General features: G+C 74.7%; 17 protein-coding genes. 7 read left to right on the forward strand and 10 right to left on the reverse strand.

Annotation, left to right across the window (positions count from 1 at the left end; all coding sequences use genetic code 11):
• Positions 1-201: 201 nt before the first annotated feature.
• Together glpK and CLV92_RS07930 are read right to left on the reverse strand one after the other, a co-directional pair.
• On the reverse strand, positions 202-1,734 hold the full coding sequence (glpK, locus tag CLV92_RS07925; protein WP_104432249.1) for a glycerol kinase GlpK: 1,533 nt from the start codon (positions 1,732-1,734) through the stop codon (positions 202-204).
• Between the two features lie 42 nt (positions 1,735-1,776).
• The gene (locus CLV92_RS07930) at positions 1,777-2,556 is read right to left on the reverse strand and encodes an MIP/aquaporin family protein (RefSeq protein WP_245886553.1); all 780 of its coding nucleotides are present in this window, start codon (positions 2,554-2,556) and stop codon (positions 1,777-1,779) included.
• A gap of 373 nt (positions 2,557-2,929) precedes the next feature.
• Between CLV92_RS07930 and CLV92_RS07935 the strand changes: the two genes are divergently transcribed.
• From CLV92_RS07935 to CLV92_RS07945, 3 genes are all read left to right on the forward strand, one after another.
• Positions 2,930-4,786: an EAL domain-containing protein gene (locus CLV92_RS07935; RefSeq protein WP_211290963.1), complete on the forward strand. Its 1,857-nt coding sequence runs from the start codon at positions 2,930-2,932 to the stop codon at positions 4,784-4,786.
• 159 nt (positions 4,787-4,945) lie between these two features.
• The gene (locus CLV92_RS07940) at positions 4,946-6,271 is read left to right on the forward strand and encodes an MFS transporter (protein ID WP_104432251.1); all 1,326 of its coding nucleotides are present in this window, start codon (positions 4,946-4,948) and stop codon (positions 6,269-6,271) included.
• 46 nt (positions 6,272-6,317) lie between these two features.
• Positions 6,318-7,406, forward strand: coding sequence for a glutathione S-transferase family protein (locus tag CLV92_RS07945; RefSeq protein WP_170112730.1), 1,089 nt, complete (start codon positions 6,318-6,320; stop codon positions 7,404-7,406).
• Here CLV92_RS07945 and CLV92_RS07950 read toward each other — a convergent pair.
• Complete coding sequence (locus CLV92_RS07950; RefSeq protein WP_104432253.1) at positions 7,304-8,020, reverse strand: hypothetical protein; 717 nt, start codon at positions 8,018-8,020, stop codon at positions 7,304-7,306. The genes CLV92_RS07945 and CLV92_RS07950 overlap by 103 nt on opposite strands.
• Positions 8,021-8,091: 71 nt before the next feature.
• On the reverse strand, positions 8,092-8,835 hold the full coding sequence (locus tag CLV92_RS07955; RefSeq protein WP_104432254.1) for a DNA alkylation repair protein: 744 nt from the start codon (positions 8,833-8,835) through the stop codon (positions 8,092-8,094).
• Positions 8,836-8,882: 47 nt separating this feature from the next.
• Between CLV92_RS07955 and CLV92_RS07960 the strand changes: the two genes are divergently transcribed.
• The gene (locus tag CLV92_RS07960; RefSeq protein ID WP_104432255.1) at positions 8,883-9,698 is read left to right on the forward strand and encodes an SDR family NAD(P)-dependent oxidoreductase; all 816 of its coding nucleotides are present in this window, start codon (positions 8,883-8,885) and stop codon (positions 9,696-9,698) included.
• 185 nt (positions 9,699-9,883) lie between these two features.
• Here the strand turns inward: CLV92_RS07960 and CLV92_RS07965 are convergent, their stop codons facing one another.
• Together CLV92_RS07965 and aroQ are read right to left on the reverse strand one after the other, a co-directional pair.
• On the reverse strand, positions 9,884-11,548 hold the full coding sequence (locus CLV92_RS07965; RefSeq protein ID WP_104432256.1) for an FAD-binding oxidoreductase: 1,665 nt from the start codon (positions 11,546-11,548) through the stop codon (positions 9,884-9,886).
• 137 nt (positions 11,549-11,685) lie between these two features.
• Entirely contained in the window at positions 11,686-12,183 is a 498-nt protein-coding gene (gene aroQ / locus CLV92_RS07970) for a type II 3-dehydroquinate dehydratase (RefSeq protein WP_104432257.1), read from the reverse strand.
• A gap of 92 nt (positions 12,184-12,275) precedes the next feature.
• Between aroQ and CLV92_RS07975 the strand changes: the two genes are divergently transcribed.
• The gene (locus tag CLV92_RS07975; protein ID WP_281256914.1) at positions 12,276-12,881 is read left to right on the forward strand and encodes a DNA-3-methyladenine glycosylase I; all 606 of its coding nucleotides are present in this window, start codon (positions 12,276-12,278) and stop codon (positions 12,879-12,881) included.
• Positions 12,882-12,914: 33 nt separating this feature from the next.
• Here CLV92_RS07975 and CLV92_RS07980 read toward each other — a convergent pair whose 3' ends face one another.
• Both CLV92_RS07980 and CLV92_RS07985 read right to left on the reverse strand, forming a co-directional pair.
• The gene (locus tag CLV92_RS07980; RefSeq protein WP_211290964.1) at positions 12,915-14,270 is read right to left on the reverse strand and encodes a threonine/serine exporter family protein; all 1,356 of its coding nucleotides are present in this window, start codon (positions 14,268-14,270) and stop codon (positions 12,915-12,917) included.
• A 67-nt stretch (positions 14,271-14,337) separates the two neighbouring features.
• A complete protein-coding gene (locus CLV92_RS07985) occupies positions 14,338-14,733 on the reverse strand; it encodes a hypothetical protein (protein ID WP_146099454.1) in 396 nt (131 codons plus the stop codon).
• 270 nt (positions 14,734-15,003) lie between these two features.
• Between CLV92_RS07985 and arfB the strand changes: the two genes are divergently transcribed.
• Positions 15,004-15,477, forward strand: coding sequence for an alternative ribosome rescue aminoacyl-tRNA hydrolase ArfB (arfB, locus tag CLV92_RS07990; protein ID WP_104432260.1), 474 nt, complete (start codon positions 15,004-15,006; stop codon positions 15,475-15,477).
• Between the two features lie 198 nt (positions 15,478-15,675).
• Positions 15,676-17,511, forward strand: coding sequence for a glycoside hydrolase family 15 protein (locus CLV92_RS07995; RefSeq protein ID WP_104432261.1), 1,836 nt, complete (start codon positions 15,676-15,678; stop codon positions 17,509-17,511).
• Between the two features lie 120 nt (positions 17,512-17,631).
• Here the strand turns inward: CLV92_RS07995 and CLV92_RS08000 are convergent, their stop codons facing one another.
• Both CLV92_RS08000 and CLV92_RS08005 read right to left on the reverse strand, forming a co-directional pair.
• Positions 17,632-18,042, reverse strand: a complete 411-nt coding sequence (locus CLV92_RS08000) for a hypothetical protein (RefSeq protein WP_104432262.1) — start codon at positions 18,040-18,042, stop codon at positions 17,632-17,634.
• 235 nt (positions 18,043-18,277) lie between these two features.
• A partial coding sequence (locus CLV92_RS08005; protein ID WP_146099455.1) for a glycoside hydrolase family 1 protein occupies positions 18,278-18,902 on the reverse strand: 625 nt, incomplete at its 5' end.

Raw genomic sequence — 18,902 nt, forward strand, 5'->3', positions numbered from 1 at the left:
CCTCCAGCGCCTCGGCACGCGCCTGCGGCGACAGTGCCTGTGCGCGTCCAAGCCGCGACGATCCAGTGTCCACGTCCATCTCCCTCGTCGTCCTGCGTCGGTGCTGCGGTGGTTCCGCCGCCCCCGGTGACCCTTCCCCGGCGACGGACAGGCGGGGCCGCGACCGCCCGGGCACGGCCCCGCCTGCGTTCTGGAGGACCCTCAGTCCACGTCCACCCATCCGAGTGTGCGCTCGACCGCCTTGCGCCACCCCTTGTAGCCCTGCTCGCGCTGCTCGTCGCTCCACGTGGGCGTCCAGCGCTCGCCCTCGTTCCAGTTGTCGCGCAGCTCGTCCGTGGTCTTCCAGAACCCGACGGCGAGGCCGGCGGCGTAGGCCGCCCCCAGGGCCGTCGTCTCGGCCACGACCGGCTTGGACACCGGGACGCCGAGGATGTCGGCCTGCATCTGCATGCAGAGGGTGTTGGCGGTGATGCCGCCGTCCACCTTCAGCACCTCGACGGGGACGCCGGAGTCCTGGGCCATGGCGTCGGCGACGTCCTTGCTCTGGTAGCAGATGGACTCCAGCGTGGCCCGGGCGATGTGGGCGTTGGTGTTGTAGCGGGAGAGCCCCACGATCGCGCCGCGGGCGTCGGAACGCCAGTACGGGGCGAAGAGGCCCGAGAACGCCGGCACGAAGTAGCAGCCTCCGGAGTCCTCCACCTGCCGGGCCAGCGACTCCGACTCCGAGGCGCCGGAGATGATGCCGAGCTGGTCGCGCAGCCACTGCACCGCGGAACCGGTGACGGCGATGGAACCCTCGAGGGCGTAGACGGGCTTGTCGTCGTTGAACTGGTAGCAGACCGTCGTGAGGAGGCCGTTCTCGGAGCGGACCAGCTCGGTGCCGGTGTTCAGCAGCATGAAGTTGCCGGTTCCGTAGGTGTTCTTCGCCTCACCCGGCTCGAAGCACACCTGGCCGACGGTCGCGGCCTGCTGGTCGCCGAGGATGCCCGTCAGCGGCACCTCCCCGCCCAGGGGGCCGTTGGCCAGGGTGGTGCCGTAGCCCTCGCTGTAGGACGACGGCTTGATCTCGGGCAGCATCGCCCGGGGGATCCCGAAGAACCCGAGGAGCTCGTCGTCCCACTGCAGGGTCTCGAGGTCCATGAGCATGGTGCGGCTGGCGTTGGTCGGGTCGGTGATGTGCACCCCGCCGTTGACGCCGCCGGTCAGGTTCCAGATCAGCCACGAGTCGGTGTTGCCGAAGACGGCCTCACCCTTCTCCGCGTCCTCGCGCACACCGTCGACGTTCTCGAGGATCCACTGGATCTTCCCGCCGGAGAAGTACGTCGCCGGCGGCAGGCCCGTCTTGCGGCGGATGATCTGGCCGCGCTCGTCGCGGTCCAGCGCCGAGGCGATGCGGTCGGTGCGGGTGTCCTGCCACACGATGGCGTTGTAGTACGGACGGCCGGTGCGCTTGTTCCACACCACGGCGGTCTCGCGCTGGTTGGTGATGCCCAGGGCGGCGAGGTCGCCCGCCTCCAGCTTCGCGGCGCCCATCCCGGTCTTGATGACGGAGCTGGTGCGCTCCCAGATCTCGATCGGGTCGTGCTCGACCCAGCCTGGCTTCGGCATGATCTGGGAGTGCTCGAGCTGGTGCTTGGCGACCTCGTTGCCGCTGTGGTCGAACACCATGAACCGCGTGCTGGTCGTGCCCTGGTCGACTGCGGCGACGTACTGGGGGCCGGACTCGGATGCCATCGGGTTCTGCCTCTCTGCAGGGGGACGGTCGGGTTGCGGCGATCAGGCGTCGGTGGGGACGCGGCCCTGCTCGGTGGCCTCGCCGGGCTCCTCGGGCAGGTAGCGCTCGACGAGCACCTTGTAGAGCAGGCCGCCGAGCAGACCGCCGACGATCGGGGCGACGATCGGGATCCAGAAGTAGTAGGCCCCGCCGGACTCGCGCATCGCGGTGGAGTAGCCCGTCAGGAACGACGCCACCCGGGGCCCGAAGTCACGGGCGGGGTTGATGGCGTAGCCGGCGTTGACGCCCCACGCCATGCCGATGGCCACCACGATGAGGCCGATGATGAACGGGGCCATGTTGGCGCCGGGCGGGGTGGCGCGCAGGTCGGTGACCGCGAAGATCAGGAAGAGCAGGATCGCGGTGCCGATGACCTGGTCGATGAAGGCGCCGGTGAGGGTGACGTTCTCGGCGGGCAGCGTGGAGAAGATGCCCTGCGTGGCGAAGGTCGTCTCCGGGTCGGCCGCCATGATCAGGTCGTTGTAGCCGAAGCGCACGATGAGGGCCGCGACGAAGGCGCCGAGGAACTGCGCGATGGAGTAGGGCAGCACCTTCGCCCAGGAGAAGCCCTTGAAGACGGCCAGCGTGATGGTGACGGCCGGGTTGAGGTGCGCACCGCTGGCGCGGCCCGCGACGTAGACGCCGAAGACGACGCCGAGGCCCCAGGCCCAGTGGATGGCGTCGGCTCCGCCGTTGCCGCCGGCGACGACCTGGGCGACGACGCCGACGCCGATGAGGATGAGGATCGCGGTGCCCGCGAACTCCGCGAGGAGCTCGCCCATGAGACCGGGCTTCTGGTGGACCGAGGCGCGGGGCCGGTCGTGGTCGCGGACGGATGTGCGGGGTGCTGAGGTGCTGCCGTGCTCGGCCATGTGCCCTCTCCGTTGATAGGCGGTGTGCTCCGCTCCCGGGGGGAGCGGAGCGGGTGTCCGGTGCGGTCGTCGGTCCGGGCGTCGGGCCCGCGGGCCCGTTCCGGTGCTCGGGGCCGGGTGCGGCGGTCGGGGCACTTCCGTAGTGCCGCACTGATCCGCTCCCCGGTCCTGCGCCGAGGACGCTAGGAGGGGCGGCCGCGGGGGTCAACGCGCCCGGTTCGACGATGTCGAACGCCCTGGGCGGGCTCTCAAGTACGCCGCCGCGCCTGCCGATGGAGCACGGGTGAACCCCTCCGGCGCCCTACGGCAGACGCATGCCGCCCGCGCCGAGGACCACCACGGCTCCGGACCGGGTTTCGACGCGGCCGCGGAGCTCGACGTCGTGCTGCGCGCGGGCCTGCTGCGCACCGCCTTCCAGCCGATCGTCGACATCGACTCGCGCCTGCCGGTGGCGTTCGAGGCCCTCGCCCGCGGCCCGGAGGGCTCCCCCCTGCACCGCCCCGACGCGCTCTTCGCCGCCGCCCGCAGCGTCGGCCGCCTCGCCGAGCTCGACCGCGCCTGCCAGCTCGCCGCCCTGCGCTCCGCGGAGGACGCCGGTCTGGGAACGGGCTGGACCCTCTTCCTCAACACCGAGCCCGAGGCCGCCGGGACCCGCCGCCCGCCCACCCTCGGCGGCCAGCGCGGCCACGCCGTCGTCGTCGAGCTGACGGAGCGCGCCCTCACCGCCCGCCCCGCCGAGCTGCTGCGGATGGTGGACCTGCTGCGCTCGCGCGGGTGGGGCATCGCCCTCGACGACGTGGGCGCCGACCCCGCCTCGCTGGCACTGCTGCCGCTCGTGCGCCCCGACGTCGTCAAGCTGGACCTGCGGCTCGTCCAGGCCCAGCCGGACGCGCAGATCGCCGCCATCGTCAACGCCGTCAGCGCCCAGGCCGAGCGCGACGGCACCCTCGTCCTCGCCGAGGGCATCGAGACGGAGGAGCAGCGCGCCACGGCCGTGGCCTTCGGCGCCTCCCTCGGCCAGGGCTGGCTCTTCGGCCGCCCCGAGCCGCTGCCGGCCACCGTCACCCGCCCGCCCGCCGACACCATCACGCTCTCCCCGCGGCGGCGGCTGGACTCCGGCCGCACCCCCTTCGAGGTCGGCGCCCGCCGCCGGCCCGTCCGCGTCGCGACGAAGCCGCTGCTCATCCAGATGAGCAAGCAGCTCGAGCAGCAGGCCCGCGGCAACGGCGACGCCTGCGTGGTGGTCTCGACCTTCCAGGACGCGGCCAACTTCACCCCCGCCACCCGCGTCCGCTACGCGGACATCGCAGCCACCGCCACCTTCGTGGCCGCCCTCGGCCACGGCATGGCCGACGAGCCCCTGCCGGGGGTCCGGGGAGCCTCGATCGACGCCTCCGACCCCCTCGCGCTGGAGTGGGCCGTCACGGTCCTCGGCCCCCACTTCGCCGGGGCGCTGCTCGCCCGCGACCTCGGGGACACCGGCCCCGACGCGCAGCGCCGCTTCGAGTTCGTCATCACCCACGACCGCGACCTCGTGGTGGCCGCCGCGAGCGCGCTGCTGACCCGGGTGGCGCCCCTGCGCGCCCTCGAGCCGGTGCGCGAGCCGACCGCGCCGTCCCCCGCACCGCTCTCCGCGTCCCACCCCGCCGTCCCCGCCCCGCGCCCGCCCGTGCACGAACTCGCCTCCCGCAGCGGGCTCCTGGCCCGGTTGCAGACCGCGGTGGACGCCGGCCGGACCAGGGGCGTCGGCGCCGTGCTGCTGCTGGTGGCCGTGGAGACCGAGGACGGCACCCCGCAGCGCCTGCACGCGCCCCGGGCCCTGGACCGCCGGCTGCGCGCCGCGGTGCGCTCCCAGGACGTGACGCTGGAACTCGCACCCGGGCTGCACGCCCTCGTCCTCGTCGACGTCTTCCCCGGGCAGGCCGAGGCCGTCGCGGAGCGGGTCTCCGACTCCGTGCTGCTGGCGCTCGAGGCCGCCACGGGCGACGCGAGCCCGCGGGTGCTGGTGAGCATCGGCGCCAGCCTCAGCCCGGACCGGGCCTCCTCCGCCGACGAGGCGCTCGGGCAGGCGGAGGACGCCCTGCTGCTGGCCCGCGCAGCGGGTGGGGACTGCGCCCGCATCTGGCGCCGCTCCCGCTGACCACCAGCACCACCACCACCAGCACCACCGGCTGCCGCGAAACCGCGGTGCGGATCCGCACGGACGACTGGCAAGCTGGACGGCGGCCCACCCGGCGGTGGGCACCCGCACCACCGGTGGACGAGCGCCGGTGAACGAGCACCGAACGAGGCACACCCGATGGGCTCCCGCGAGGACCACGCGTCCGGCATGACCACCTACGCGGCAGTGCTGCGCAACCCGCGCGCTGCCCGTCCCTTCGCAGCGGCGGTGCTGGCCCGGCTGCCGATCGCGATGGCCCCGCTGGGGCTCGTCCTGCTCGTCGAGGAGCTGCGCGACTCCTACGCCCTGGCGGGCGTCGTCGCGGGTGCCTTCGCCATCGGGGCCGCGATCGGCTCACCGCTGTGGGGCCGCGCCCTCGACCGCTTCGGGCAGCCGCGGGTCGTCCTCGCCTCCGCGCTGCCGAGCGCGGCGCTGCTCACCGTCCTCACGCTCGTCACGGCCACGGCGGCCCACGACGCGGCGCTGCCCGCGCTGGCCGTCCTGGTCGGCCTCACGTTCCCGCCGATCAGTCCCGCGATGCGCGCGGCGTGGCGGGTGGTGCTGCCCGACCTGAAGCAGCAGCGCGCGGGGTACGCCCTGGACGCCGTCGCCGTGGAGACGATCTTCGTGGGCGGCCCGCTGCTCCTGACCCTGCTGCTGGCCTTCTTCGACCCGCTGGTGCCGACCCTGGTGACGGCCGGACTGCAGGCCACCGGCGCGCTGCTCTACTCCCGCACCCACGCCGCCCGGACCTGGCGACCCGCTCCGGGCGAGCACGCCGGCCCGGGCGGCTCGGCTCCCGGGGAGGCGGCGCTGCCGTGGTACCGGCGCACGGTCGCGCTCGTCGCCGGCATCCCCATCGCGTTGAGCGTCATGGCGGCCATGAGCGTCGGCTTCGGCCTGCTCGACGTCTCCCTGGCGGCGGTCGCCGAGAAGGTGCTCGGCTCCAGCGACCAGCTCGGCTACCTCTTCGCCGCCATCGCCGGCGGCAGCGCCGTGGGCGGTCTCCTGTACGGCGGGCGGAACTGGACCGGGCCGGAGCGGCGACGGCTGCCGGTGTGCCTGGGTGGCTTCGGCGTGCTGCTGGGGGTCACCGCGATCGTCGTCGGCGACGGCGACCCGTCGCTGACCGTGCTGCTGCCGGTGCTGTTCTGCACGGGCCTCTTCATCTCCCCCAACCTGATCATCCTGGGGGCGCTGATCGACGAGCTGGCCCCGGCGCACCGGGTGAACGAGGCGCAGGCGTGGCTGTCCACCGGCGTCACCGCGGGGGCCGCTGTCGGCAATGCCCTCGCGGGTCTGCTCATCGAGGCCTCCGGGCCGGTGCGGTCGATGACGTTCGCGTCGGCCGCCGTGTGCACCGCCGCCCTGCTGGCGCTGCTCGCGCAGGCGCGGTGGCGCCGCCTGTCCGCCGCCCGCACCACGCGCAGCCACGACGCGGCCACGGAGAGCGCTCCCGCCTGACGCGGTCTACCGTGATCCGACGGGTGCCGCGCGAGAGGTGGAGCAGGTGTCGGACGAGGACTTCGAGCGCGGCAGCAGCCACTTCACCGACCGGATCACCGCCGGCGGCTCCTCGCAGTGGCCGGTCGAGGCCGGCCGGTACCGCCTGGTCGTCAGCCTGGCCTGCCCCTGGGCGAGCCGCGCGGTGGTCGTGCGCCGCCTGCTGGGGCTGGAGGCGGCGCTGCCGATGGCCGTGGTGGATCCCGTCCAGGACTCCCGGAGCTGGCGCTTCACGCTGGACCCCGACGGCCGGGACCCGGTCCTGGGCATGCGGTTCCTGCACGAGGCGTACGACCGGCGCGCCGCCGCGCAGGGCCGGCCCGACTACCCGGGCGGGGTGAGCGTGCCCGCGGTGGTGGACGTCCCGTCCGGCCGGCTGGTCACCAACGACTACCAGCGCATCACCCTCGACCTGTCGACCGAGTGGCGCGAGCTGCACCGGCCCGGGGCGCCGGACCTCTACCCGGAGCACCTGCGCGGCGAGATCGCCGACGTCTCCCGCCGGATCTTCAGCGACCTCAACAACGGGGTCTACCGGGCGGGCTTCGCCAGGCGCCAGCACGTCTACGAGCGCGCCCACGACGACGTCTTCGCCTGCCTCGACTTCCTCGAGGAGCGCCTGGCCACCCGTCGCTACCTCGTCGGCGACTCCCTGACCGAGGCGGACGTCCGGCTGTTCACCACCCTGGTCCGCTTCGACCCCGTCTACCACGGGCACTTCAAGTGCAACCGGCGCAAGCTCAGCGAGTACCCCGTGGTGTGGGCCTACGCCCGCGACCTGTTCCAGACGCCGGGCATCGGGGACACGGTGAACTTCCCCCACATCAAGCGCCACTACTACGTCGTCCACACCGACATCAACCCCACGCAGATCGTGCCGGGCGGGCCGGACCTGGCGGGCTGGCACGAGCCGCACGGACGGGAGGAGCTCGGCGGGAGCCCGTTCGGACCCGGCGGCACCCCTCCCGGCGACCCCCGCGAGGACCTCGCCGGCTACCGCGTCGACCCGGTGGCGGAGGCGGGACCGGTGGGAGCGGGGCCGGTGGGAGCGGGGCCGGTGGGAGCCGGGTCCGCGGCGGAGGCCGGGACGTCCTGAGGCCGCGCCACCGCGGCGAGCAGGGCGGAGCCCACGGCGATGCCGACGACGGCCAGGACGCCGACGGGGAAGTAGATGTGCTCGCCCGAGAAGACCGCGGTGGCGGCGACGAGGAGCGTCGCGCCGGGCAGCGCGCGCACCCCGGCGCGGCGGACCAGCACCGCCGACGTGGTGACGGCGGCCAGCACGAGCGCCCACCCGCCCACGGACCCCAGTTCGTTGCCGATGCCGAACAGCCAGCCCACCTCGGGAAGGTCGCTCTGGTCGGCGGCACCGGACCGGAGCATCAGCACGCCGTTGCCCACACCCGCCACGGCGTCGAGGCCGGTGTAGAAGCAGGCGAACACGAACGCCGCCACCCGCGACACCCACGGGAGGACGCCCGGCACCCGCCGCAGCAGCAGCCAGTGCCCCACCCCGAGCAGGGGGAAGACGGGGATGAGCAGCAGGTGCATCCACGTCCACCACGTCGCCGTCGTCGCGTCGAGGTGGTGCGGATGGGTCAGCCCGACGCCGGCGAGGACGAGGGGCGGGGCGGTGACGGCGGCGAGGAGCAGACGGTCACGACGGCCGGCGCTCCTCGTGATGGCCGCCGGAGGTGCGAGCGAGGTCATGCGGCGATCATGACCGTTGCCCACCCCGGGGAGGCATCGCCCGATCGTCGGAGATCTCCCCGTCCGGGCCCTCACCGGCGGCGGTAGGGCCCCGGACGCAGGTGGGCGGTCGCCATCCGCCGCGCCTCCCGGGACAGCTCCGGATGCGCGGCGACGAACGCCGCCACGGCCTCCGGCTCCGCCTTCGACAGCTCCCGCAGCACCCAGCCCGGGCCGGTGTGCGCGAACCGGTCATCGTCGACGAGGTTGGCGGCGCAGGCGCCGAGCAGGAGGCCGGGGAAGCCGGGGAAGACCTCCTCTCCACCGGGGGCGAGCCGCACGAGGGCGACGAGACCGGCGCGTCGCTGCCACAGGCCCTCCGCCGAGCACCATGCGGCGAGGCCTCGGACCCTGGCCTCCACCTCGCCCGGACGGCTCACGGCGAACGCGTGCAGCGCCTTCGTCGCGTACCAGTCGCAGACGTTCCAGTCGGCGACGTCGCCCTCCACGAGCGGGACGGCGAGCGCCGGGAGGTCCGGCAGCTCCAGCCGGGGCACCAGGTGCTCGGCGAGGAGCAGGACGGCGGCGAGCTTGTCCTCCGTCCACGGCGCGGCGAACCACTCGTGCGCGAGGGCGAGCAGCTCCCCCGTGGGGCGGGCGCCGAGGTCGTGCTGCCGCCAGAGGGCGCGGACCGCCGAGCGGACACCGGCCATGGGAACCCCGCGGAAGTGGGCCGCCCCCTTCAGGTATCCCGTCCAGTGCTCGCGGGTGCGCTGGTCGGCCGCCTCCTCCAGCCTGGCACCCAGGCCGGCGGTCACGGGTCCGCTCCAGCTCATCGCCCCTCCTCGCCGGGCACTCCGGACGGGCACCTATCGTCGGGGCCATGACCGACCCCGCACCCGCCCGACCCACCGCCCTCGTCACCGGGGCCACCGCCGGACTCGGCGCCCGCTACGCGGAGCAGCTCGCCCAGCGGGGCCACGACCTCGTCCTCGTCGCACGCAACGCCGAGCGGCTGGAGACGAGCGCGGAGCAGCTGCGCCGGCGTCACGGCGTCGAGGTGGAGGTGCTGGCGGCCGACCTGTCCGACCGGCAGGCGCTGCAGCGGGTCGCGGACCGGGTCGCCGATCCCGCCCGCCCGGTCGACGTGCTGGTCAACAACGCCGGGTTCGGGCTGAAGCAGCGCTTCTCCGACGGCGACCTCGCCGCGCACGAGGAGATGTTCGACGTGCTCTGCCGGGCCGTGATGGTCCTCTCGCGCTCCGCCGCGGGGGGGATGCGCGGCCGCGGGCGCGGCCGGATCGTCAACATCGCCTCCGTCGCGGGGTTCGTCGCCGGTGGCGGGCACTACTCGGCCGCGAAGGCCTACGTGGCGCTGCTCACCGAGACGCTGCACCAGGAGCTCAGCGGCACGGGGGTGACCGCCACCGCCGTGGCCCCGGGCTTCGTGCGCACCGAGTTCCACGCCAGGGCGGGCATGAAGAGCGGCGGCTCGGACTCCCCCGCGTGGCTGGACGCCGACGAGGTCGTGCGCCAGAGCCTGGACGACGCCTTCGCGGGCAAGGTCCTCAGCGTCCCCAGCAAGCGCTACAAGGCCGTCATGACCGTCCTCGACGTGGCGCCGCGGGCGCTCGTGCGGACGGTGTGGGGCCGCGCGAGGTGGGGTGCGGCGCGCCGCCACCCCGACTCCCCCGCCTGAGGGGCGGCGCCCGGCGGGGCCGGCGCAGCGGTACGGGCCGGCGGGGTGCGTGCCGCCGGTGGCCGGCGCCGTGGTGGGCATGCGCGGACTGTAGGGACCGGCGCCGACAACCCTCCCCGGGGCGGGACCGGCCACGGGCCGCCCTCCCGGGGAGGAGGGCGGCCCGTCGCCGGTGCGGCCGGGGCTCAGCCCGTGATGGAGCCCGGGTTGAGGTTGCGCCCCGGGTCGACGCCGTCGAGCAGCGTGCGCACGATCGCGGCGCCCGCCGGGGAGACGTCCTGCTCCCACCAGCGGGAGTGCTCACGGCCCACGGCGTGGTGGTGGGACAGCGTCGCGCCGTTGTCGATGAACGCCTGCTGGATGGCGCCCTTCACGATGTCGTACTCCTCCAGCTCGTCGCGGCGGCCGCTGGCCACGTAGGCGAACGTGAAGTACTGGCAGGCGCCCATGTGGTAGCTGTGCGACAGGTGGCAGAAGATGAAGCCCTTGACGCCGATCTGGTCGAACGCCCTGTTCGCGGCCGCCACGACGTTGTCGTGGACCGTCTCCAGCGTCGCCCACGTCGAGGACGTCTCCGACACGTCGCCGATCGCGCCGCGGTCGAGGATGAAGTCGCGGATGTAGGGGGTGTCGAACTTCTTCTGGTCGTAGAGCTTGCCCGGGCCGGCGCCGACGCAGAAGCCGCCGTGCTTCGCGACGATCTCGCCGACCAGCGTCCGGCTGCGCTTGACGTGCGCGGCGGAGCCCTCGAAACCGATGAAGGACAGGCACATCTGCGACAGGTCCATGCCCTTGCGCTTCTGCGCGTAGAGCTTCACGCCCCTGGACAGCATCGCCGAGAGCCCGGAGCTCTTCTTCGACGTCGCGAACGTGAACGCCGTCTCGTTGGCGTCGGAGACCCGGGTGATCGACGGGGAGGCGTCGGAGGCGGCGATGTCGTGCATGGCCCGCAGCCCGCTGCCGTAGTCGGGGAAGAAGTAGGCGAGGATCACCCGCTCCTCGGCGATGCGGTGCACCTGCACCGTCGCCTCCGTGATGATGCCCAACCTGCCCTCGCTGCCGAGGACCATCTCCCGCACGCTCGGCCCGGTCGACTGGCTGGGGACGTTGCGGGTGGCGACGACGCCCTTGGGGGTGACCACCCGCACGGCGCGGGTGATGTCGGCGATGTCGCCGAACCGGTCGGACTGCATGCCGGAGGAGCGGGTGGCGATCCAGCCGCCGAGGGTGGAGTGCTTGAAGCTGTCGGGGAAGTGCCCGAGGGTCCAGCCGCGCCCGTTGAGCTGGGCCTCCAGGTGCGGGCCGAGCGCGCCCGCCTGGATGCGCGCGACCTGGGAGGTCTCGTCGACCTCGAGCAGGGCGTTCATCCGCCCCATGTCCACCGACAGGACGGGGCGGGTCTCCGCGCGCGGGGCCTCCAGGCTGCCGGAGATGTTGGAGCCGCCGCCGAAGGGGATCACCACGGCGTCGGCGTCGAGCGCCGCCCGCAGCACGGCCTCGACCTCCTGCTCGGTACCCGGGTAGACGACCAGGTCCGGCACCCGGCCGAAGTCACCGCGGCGGATCCGCACCAGGTCGCGCAGGCTCTTGCCGTAGGCGTGCACGACGCGGTCGAGGTCGTCGTCCACGACGTGCCCGGCGCCGACCGCGGCGACCAGCGCCTCGCGGAGCGGTCCGGGTGCCTGCGACGGCGGCACGCTGAACTTGGCGAAGTCCGGGACCGGCGCGCCGGGGCCGTGCAGGTCCAGGTCGACCCGCTCGAGGACGAACGGCGCCAGGCCCGGCTTGTCCTCGTGGTGGAAGGAGACGCCCTCCTGGCCCCAGCCCCACCACTTCATGTGCTCGACCACTGCTGCTCCTGACCTCGTCGACGCCGCGCCCGCGTCCGCTGCGCCTGCTCACGGCCGCAGCGCGCGCAGCCGTGCCCGGCATCCTACGAGCCGGGACCGACCGTCCCTCGCGACTCGGCCCCGCGACTCGGCCCGTCCTACCGCTCGCGTTCCGCCAGCCAGCGCAGCGCCAGGTCGTAGCCGCGCGTGCCCAGGCCGGCGATCACTCCCGTCGCGATGTCGGAGAGGTAGGAGTGGCGCCGGAAGGGCTCGCGGGCGTGGACGTTGGAGATGTGCAGCTCCACCAGCCCCGCGCTCAGCTCCGCGCAGGCGTCGCGCAGCGCCACGGACGTGTGCGTCCAGGCGCCGGGGTTGATCACCACGGGGACCCGCTCGTCGGCCGCGTCGTGGACCCAGCCGAGCATCTGCGCCTCGGAGTCGGTCTGGCGGAACTCCACCTGCACGCCGAGGTCCGCGGCCAGCGCCGTGCAGCGGGCGGCCACGTCCGCCAGCGTCTCGGAGCCGTAGACCTCCGGCTGCCTCCGGCCCAGGCGCCCCAGGTTGGGGCCGTTGAGGACGAGGACCCGCCGCGGAGCGGACCCGTCCCGGGAGGAGGTGGGCTGCTGGGTGGACTGCACCGGCTCGCTCGGCGTCATGGCCGGACGCTAGCAACCGCCCGCCCGACGACCCGGCGGCCGGGCGGGTGCACCTGCCGCGCGTGTCCGGGGCGGCTGGCACGCTGCGCGCCGTGACCGATCCCGCCGCAGCCGATCCCGCCGCAGCCGATCCGCTCCGCTGCTTCGGCACCGGCGACGAGCTGTACGAGAGCTACCACGACGCCGAGTGGGGGCGTGCGGTGCGCGGGGACGCGGCGGTCTTCGAGCGGCTCTCGCTGGAGGCGTTCCAGTCGGGGCTGTCGTGGATCACCGTGCTGCGCAAGCGCCCCGCCTTCCGGGAGGTCTTCGCCGGCTTCGACCCGGCCGCGGTGGCGCGCTTCGGGGACGCCGACGTCGAGCGGCTGCTCGCCGACGCCCGGATCATCCGCAACCGGCTGAAGATCGAGGCCGTCATCGGCAACGCCCGGGCGGTGCTCGCCCTGGCCGAGCGCGGCGGCAGCGTCTCGGACCTGCTGTGGGGCCACGCCCCGCGGCGGCCGGGCGAGGCCCCGCAGTCGTGGGCGGACGTGCCCGCGACCACGCCCGAGTCGGTGGCCCTGGCGAAGGCGCTGAAGGCCGCGGGGCTGCGCTTCGTGGGTCCCACCACCGCCTACGCGGCGATGCAGGCGTGCGGCGTGGTCAACGACCACTTCGCCGCCTGCCCGGCCCGGGCGGCGTGCGAGCAGCCGTCGCGCTGAGCCGCGCCCCGGGACGAGCGGCCCGGGGGGCACTCAGCCGCGCCTGCTGAGGGCGCGGCGGCGCACCCGCTGCTCGACGCGGTCGAACTCCCGCCGCAGGGGCGTGGAGCAGAACTCCCCCAGCGTGACGCCCGCGGCCAGCGCCAGGCCCGTGCCCAGCGCCCCGACGAGCTGGGTGAGCCCCTGGGCGCCCGAGCCCTCCACGACGGAGAAGATCGCGGAGTAGATCGCCAGCCCGGGCAGGAGCGGCACGATCCCGCAGACGGAGACCACCGGGCCCGGCACCCCCCAGCGCCACGCGGTGCTCTCCGCGACGAAGCCCACCGCGAGCGCGGCGACGGCGCTGGCGGCGGTGGGCCCGAGACCGGCGGCGGTCGTGGCGTCGAAGACCAGCCACCCCAGGGCCCCCGCCAGCCCGGCCATCAGCACGGCCCAGCGGGTGGCGCGCCCCACCACCGCCCACGCCAGCGCGGCGATCCCGGCGGTGGCGGCCTCCACGAGGGGCGGCAGGCCGCCGACGGCCGCGGGGACGAGGGTCAGCCGCAGCCCGGCACGCTGGGCGACGTCCAGCACCCCGGCGATGCCGAGCACGAGGCCCGTCGTCATCAGCAGGGTCTCGAACACCCGCGCGCTGGCCGTCACGTAGTAGCCGGAGATCGCGTCCTCGGCGGAACCCACCAGCGACAGCCCGGCGAGGAGGACGACGATCCCGGCCCCCACGACCATCGAGGGCGGCAGCGGGCCCAGCCACGACGGCAGCACGGGCTCCAGCAGCGTCAGGCCCAGGGCGACCGCCGTCGCCAGGGCGGCGCCCGCGACCTGCTGGAAGAACGCGGGCAGCCCGTGCCGGTTGGCCTGCTGCAGGAGCAGGTCGATCAGGCCGGTGGTGAGGGCCGCCGCCACCGCCACCGCCCACCCGCCGCCGATGAGGAAGGCGACGGCGGCGGCCAGGGTGGCCGTCCCCAGGCTCGCCACGGTGCGGGGTGCCCGCGGCTGCACGTCCAGCACGGCGCGCAGCCGCGCCGCGAGGTCGTCGGCCCGGACCCCGGCGGCCGCCTCGTGGGCCAGCGCGTAGAGCGCCGCCAGCCGGGAGTAGTCGATGCCGCGCACCTGGACGACCCGCAACGTCGTCAGCGGTGGGCGACCCCGGCGCGCGGCGGAGATCGTCACGGAGGTGTAGGTGATGTCGAGGTGGCAGTGGCGCAGGCCGCAGCCGCTGGCCGCGCGCAGGGTCACGGCGGTCACGTCGGCGGCGGGCGCCCCGCAGGACAGCAGCGCCTCGGCCATGCGCAGGAGGGCGTCCAGCAGGTGGAGCGCCTGCGCCTCGTCCATCTCGGCAGCGGGTGCGGCGACTCCCGTGGGCGGGGTCTCCCCGGTCGGCTGCGTCACGCAGCGACGCTACCGAGGGGCCCCGGCAGCGGCGGGGACGGGGGCACCGGCCGCAGTCAGGGGGATGTCAGCCCGGGCAGACGGTCCCGAAGTCGCCGAGCACGGGGGCGGGGGCGATGCCGCAGCCCACCTCGAAGCTGCCGAGGTCGGCGACCTGCCACGCCCCGTCCTGCAGGTGCAGGACCACGTCGGCGGGCTCGAGGTCGGCGCCGGTGGGTGCCAGGTGGGCCGCCGCCCAGGTGGCGTCGGCGGCGGAGAGCCGGACGTCGGCCACGCGGTAGGCGGCGGGGTCGACGCCGGCCGTGGCCGGGCTGGTCCGCACGGCCTGCTCGATGGCGGGGGCGTCCACCACGGCCGCGGCGCTCACCGGCGCCGCACCCGCGAGCAGGGCCACGCTCGCCAGCGCACCGGCGCCGGAAGCCACCCGGGTGAGGGTCGTGCGGGTCGTCGTGCCTCGGAACATGCCGTCCTCCTCCACGCGGGACGCGGCCGGATCCCCCGGCACGCCCGCTCTCCGACGCGGCCCGCCGGTCCGGGGTTCCCCGGTGACCGCGCCGCGTCCGTCTCATCCTGCCCGTCGTCGCTCTGCCTGTCGTCGTCCTGAGCGTTGCGGTGCCCCGCTGCCGCGGAACCAAACACGACGGCTCCGACATCGGGGCCGTCCGGGGCCTCCGGGACAGCGCCGCGGGGGTGCGGGACGCACGGTCCGCACCGGCCGGCGGGAGGGGGGAGGATGCTGGCGGGTCCGCGGCCGCGGGCCGGCCGGATCGACCAGGGGGTGGGTGTGGAGGGGCTGCAGGTCACCCGCTCCCTCACCGTCCCCGAGGCGGAGCTGCGGGAGCGCTTCTCGCGCGCCGGCGGGCCCGGCGGGCAGGGCGTGAACACGACCGACTCCCGGGTGGAGCTGTCCTTCGACGTGACGGGCTCCCCCTCCCTCGGCGAGGCCGCCCGTGCCCGGGCCCTGGAACGGCTCGCCGACCGGCTGGTGGACGGCGTCGTCACCGTGGTGGCCTCCGAGCACCGCGCCCAGCTGCGCAACCGCGAGGCCGCCCGGGCCCGGATGGCCTCGCTGCTCGCCGCGGCGCTGGCTCCGCCTCCTCCCAGCCGCCGCGCCACCCGGCCCACGAAGGGCTCCCAGCGCCGGCGCGTGGAGGCCAAGAAGCGGCGCGGCGACGTCAAGCGGCTGCGGCGCTCCACCGACGACTGACCCCTCGTGCGCCCGCGCCGCCCGGCTCCCGCGGCACGCCCCCGCTCGCCGGTCACGGGGGACTCGGGCTGCGGGTCGGCGGTCTTCCCGCGAGGATTCCCGCTGCGGGTCGGCGCACGGGTGCCGCCCGCGGACCCGCGGTGACCGTCGCCGCGGACGGGACGAGGCCGGGACGTCGGCCTCGGGCGAGGAGGGCCGGTGGCGCTGCGGATCGAGGACTACGGCGTGCTGGGTGACCTGCAGACGGCTGCCCTGGTGGGCCGGGACGGGTCGATCGACTGGCTCTGCCTGCCCCGGTTCGACTCCGCCGCCTGCTTCGCGGGGCTGCTGGGCGACGACGGTCACGGCATGTGGCGGCTGGCGCCGACCGCGGGCGGGATGTGCACGCGCCGTCACTACCGCGGGGACTCCCTGATCCTGGAGACGGAGTGGGAGACCCCCGAGGGCACCGTGCGGGTCATCGACTTCATGCCCCCGCGCGGGGAGGCCGCCGACATCATCCGCATCGTCGAGGGCGTGAGCGGGCGGGTGCCGATGCACATGGAGCTGCGGCTGCGCCTCGACTACGGCCAGGTGGTGCCGTGGGTGCGGCGCGAGGACGGGGACCTTGCGGCCATCGCGGGCCCGGACGCGCTGTGGCTGAGCACCCCCGCCCCGCTGGAGGGCCGGGACTTCACGACCTTCTCCGACTTCTCGGTCGCCGCCGGGGACCGCGTTCCCTTCGTGCTGACGTACGCCCCCTCCCACGGCCCGCGCCCGCACCCGGTGCACGCCGAGAACGCCCTCGCGGAGACGGAGCGGTTCTGGGCGCGGTGGATGGAGGACTTCCACTACGACGGGCACGACGCGCGCTGGGACGAGGCGGTACGCCGTTCGCTGGTGGTGCTGAAGGGGCTGACCTACGCGCCCACGGGCGGGATCGTGGCCGCCGCCACGACCTCTTTGCCGGAGTGGATCGGCGGCAGCCGCAACTGGGACTACCGCTACTGCTGGCTGCGCGACGCGACGTTCACGCTGCAGGCGCTGCTGGGCACGGGCTTCGTGGCGGAGGCCGAAGCATGGCGCGAGTGGCTGCTGCGCGCCGTGGCGGGTGACCCGGCGAAGCTGCAGATCATGTACGGGATCGACGGGACGCGGCGGCTGCCGGAGTTCGAGCTCGACTGGCTGCCCGGCTACGAGGGCTCGGGTCCTGTGCGGGTCGGCAACCTCGCCGCCGACCAGTTCCAGCTGGACGTGTGGGGGGAGGTCCTCGACGGGCTGCACCTCTCGCGCAGCGCGGGGCTGCCGGCGACGGAGAGCGCGTGGCGGATGCAGCGGGCGCTGCTGGACTTCCTGGAGGGCAACTGGCGCGAGGCCGACTGGAGCCTGTGGGAGGTGCGGGGCGAGCCGCGGCACTTCGTGCACTCCAAGGTCATGGCGTGGGCGGGGGTGGACCGCGCCGTCCAGGCGGTCGAGCGCTTCGGCCTGGACGGCCCGGTGGACCGCTGGAAGCGGGTGCGGGACGAGATCCACGCCGAGGTCTGCGCCAACGGCTTCGACGCGGAGCGCAACACGTTCACGCAGTTCTACGGCTCGCAGGGCCTGGACGCGGCACTGCTGCTGATCCCGGAGGTGGGGTTCCTGCCGTTCGAGGACCCGCGCGTGGTGGGCACGGTGGACGCGGTGCAGCGGGAGCTGTGCCGGGACGGCTTCCTGCTGCGCTACGACACCACCTCCGACGGCGGCGTGGACGGGCTGCCCGGCGAGGAGGGCGCCTTCCTGGCGTGCACCTTCTGGCTGGCCGACGCCCTGCACGGCATCGGCCGCACGCGGGAGGCGGTGGAGCTCTTCGAGCGGCTGCTGGCGCTGCGCAACGACCTCGGCCTGCTCGCGGAGGAGTACGACCCCGTCTCGGGCCGCCAGCTCGGCAACACCCCGCAGGCGTTCAGCCACGTCGGGCTCGTCAACACGGCACGGCACCTCTCGGGCGCCCACCCCGCCGACCTGGTGCCGCGCGGGCGCAGCGCGGAGCGGGGCGAGCAGGCGCGGGCCTGACCCGGGGGCCGGGAGCAGGATCGGGGCCCGGCGGGCCCGCTGCACACGAGCGGCGCAGCACCCGGGGAGGGTGCTGCGCCGTGGCCGGTGCGGGGACCGGGGGCTCGGTGGAGCGGGGCGTCAGAGCAGGACGTCCACGCGGAGCATGGCCCGGCCCTGCGGGAGGAAGGCCGACATCCGCGAGTGCGTCTCCATGGCCACGGGGCGGACGGCGATGCTCATGGCGTGGCGCACGAGCTGGCTGATCTCGCCCTCGGTGAGGGAGCGGCCGGCCGGGACCACGCCGGCGGCGCGGACGTAGGCGATCTCCTTGGCGAGGACGGCGATCGCGGTCCCGTCGGAGCCGTCGACGTCGACGACCCCGGCCTGCAGGTGCGCCAGGAGGGCGCGGTCGCTGCCGGTGAGGTGGTCGAGCGGGTCCTGGTCGGGGAAGTCCCCGTTGATGCGCGCCACGGGGCTGATCCCGTAGATGCGCTGAGGGTCGCGGGCGCCGTAGACATTGGGCGCCGAGGTGACCGATCCGATGTGCATGGTGACTCCCTTCGACACTCCCAGTAAGCAGCGGTCAACGCAGCGTGGCAAGAGTCCCGCGATTCTTGATGGGCCGATCGGGTGAGGATCCGCCCCGGATGCCACCCGGACAGCGGTACAGAAGCGCACAGGAGAGTCGTGCGATCCACCCCGCGCCCCCGAGAGGGAACGGATCGCACCCGACGCGCGGGAGCGCCGCCGCCGGACGCCCCCCTCCCGGGGCGGCCCGGGGCGGTCAGTCCCGCGGGAGGTCGGCCGCGGTCACGGCGTTGCCGGCGATGACGCCGGCGTACCAGCGGGCGCTGTCCTTGAGGGTGCGGACCTGGGTGGTGTAGTCGACGTGGACGATGCCGAAGCGCTTGGAGTAGCCGTAGGCCCACTCGAAGTTGTCCAGCAGCGACCACAGGTAGTACCCCGTGACGTTCGCGCCCTGCTCGATCGCCTGGTGCAGCGCGGTGAGGTGCTGCCGGAGGTAGGCGATGCGGTCGTCGTCGTGGACGCCGCCGTCGGCCGAGACCGCGTCGGGGAAGGCCGCCCCGTTCTCGGTGATGGCGAGCTCCAGACCGGGGTTCTCCCCCGCCACCCGCAGCAGCAGCTCCTGCAGGCCCGTGGCGTCGATCGGCCACCCCATGTCGGTCTTGGCCAGGTGCTGCTCGGGGAAGTCCACGCTCTCGCAGGCGATCCACGGCGTCGCCGTCCCGTCGCCGTGGCCGTCCGCGGACTCCCTGGGCCGGGAGCCGTCCCAGCCCCGCACCACCGTCGGCGTGTAGTAGTTGATGCCGAGCAGGTCGAGGGGCTGGTGGATGAGGTCGAGGTCGCCGTCGTGGACGAAGGACCAGTCGCTGACCCCGGCGGTGTCG

Origin of the sequence: Kineococcus xinjiangensis (genome assembly GCF_002934625.1) — a bacterium.
GTDB lineage: Bacteria > Actinomycetota > Actinomycetes > Actinomycetales > Kineococcaceae > Kineococcus_A > Kineococcus_A xinjiangensis.